Origin of the sequence: Falsiroseomonas oryzae (genome assembly GCF_027856955.1) — a bacterium.
Classification (GTDB): Bacteria; Pseudomonadota; Alphaproteobacteria; order Acetobacterales; family Acetobacteraceae; genus Falsiroseomonas; species Falsiroseomonas oryzae.
In genome coordinates, this window is sequence record NZ_JAPSMD010000801.1 from 1 (window position 1) to 1304 (window position 1304).

Sequence of the window (1304 nt, forward strand, 5' to 3'; positions counted from 1 at the left end):
GCCGCCTTCACCACCCACTCCGCGCCGCGCCGCACCGGCTTCGCGCCGGCAGCCACCACGCGGAAGGCCGGCGCGCCCTCCGCCGCGCCGTCCGACGCGACGCTGCCGATGCCGCGCGCCGCCAGGATGTCGAAGCCGCCGCGGCTGAAGCGGTAGTTCGCCACGAACTGCGCCAGCACCTGCAGCACCTTCGGGTCGCGCGACAGCTCCGCCAGGCGCTGGCCGAGCAGCCCGGCGCGCTGGGTCAGCGCGAAGGACGCGGCCGTGCTGCCATCCTGGCGCGGCAGCGGCTTGCGGAACTCGGCGTCGTAGAGCACGCGCTCCGCCAGGATGTTCATCAGGTCCATGCCCAGCGGGGCGTGCACGCCGTAGGCGACATGGACGCTGGCCGGCGCCTCCGCCAGCGCGTCGTGGTACCAGCCGCGCGGCAGGTAGAGCAGGTCGCCCGGCTTCATCAGCACCGTGCCGCGCAGCTTCCCGCGCGCCTGGTCGTGATGCTCCTGCGGCTGCCCCCGGAAGACCGGGTGCGGGATCGGCCATTCGGCACGGCCTTCCCAGATGTTCCAGGTCTTCTCGCCTTCCACCTGCACCGCCCAGACATCGTGCGTGTCGTAATGCGTGCGGAAGGCCTTGTGGCTCTGCCAGGAGATGTAGACGTTGGCCTGGCTCTTCCCGAGCCCCGCCCCCTCCAGCGCGCCGGACACGCTGGCCAGCCCGGGCGTCAGGCTGTCCACGTCGTTCATCACCACGCTGGCGCCGCGCGCGATCCAGGCCTGCACCTGCTTCGCGTCGGGCTGCAGCACCTGGCCGCCGTCGCGGCCCGTCGTGCGGGTGCAGAACTGCTCCGGCGGCACCGCCTGGCTGTCCATCACCAGCTTCAGCGAGGTGCCGGTCCAGATATGCGTCATGTCCAGCAGGCGGTTGATCTGCCGCCAGGACACCACCTGGGCGAACTTGCCCGGCGTGCCGCGCACATGCAGCGGCGCCTTGTCGTAATGCTCGGCGAAGAACTGCTCCGGCGTGACCGGGGCAAGGAGGGCGGCGAGGTCGGCGATCATGGGGCGCGATCCTACCACCGCCAGCGCAACCGTGACACGTCGCTGCGCTTGCGGCCGGGTGGGGAAAACCGCCACGCTCGGGCCGGAGGAGACGCCGCCATGACCGATGCCCCGACGCAGGACGACGGCGTCCGCCCCGGCGTGCTGGCCGCCGCCGAGGCCGCGCTGGTGCGGACGGCGCCGGCGCTGCCCGCTGCCGCGGCGGTCCTGCTGCGCCGGCTCTTCGCCGCCGTCCCCACCGCCGAG

The 1304-nt window shown here is 73.2% G+C and carries 1 protein-coding gene; it reads right to left on the reverse strand.

Going from position 1 to position 1304, the window contains the following annotated elements:
* Positions 1-1058, reverse strand: a 1058-nt coding sequence (locus OZN99_RS31805) for a cupin domain-containing protein (protein WP_270939186.1), incomplete at its 3' end; no start/stop codon positions are given.
* Positions 1059-1304: the final 246 nt, after the last annotated feature.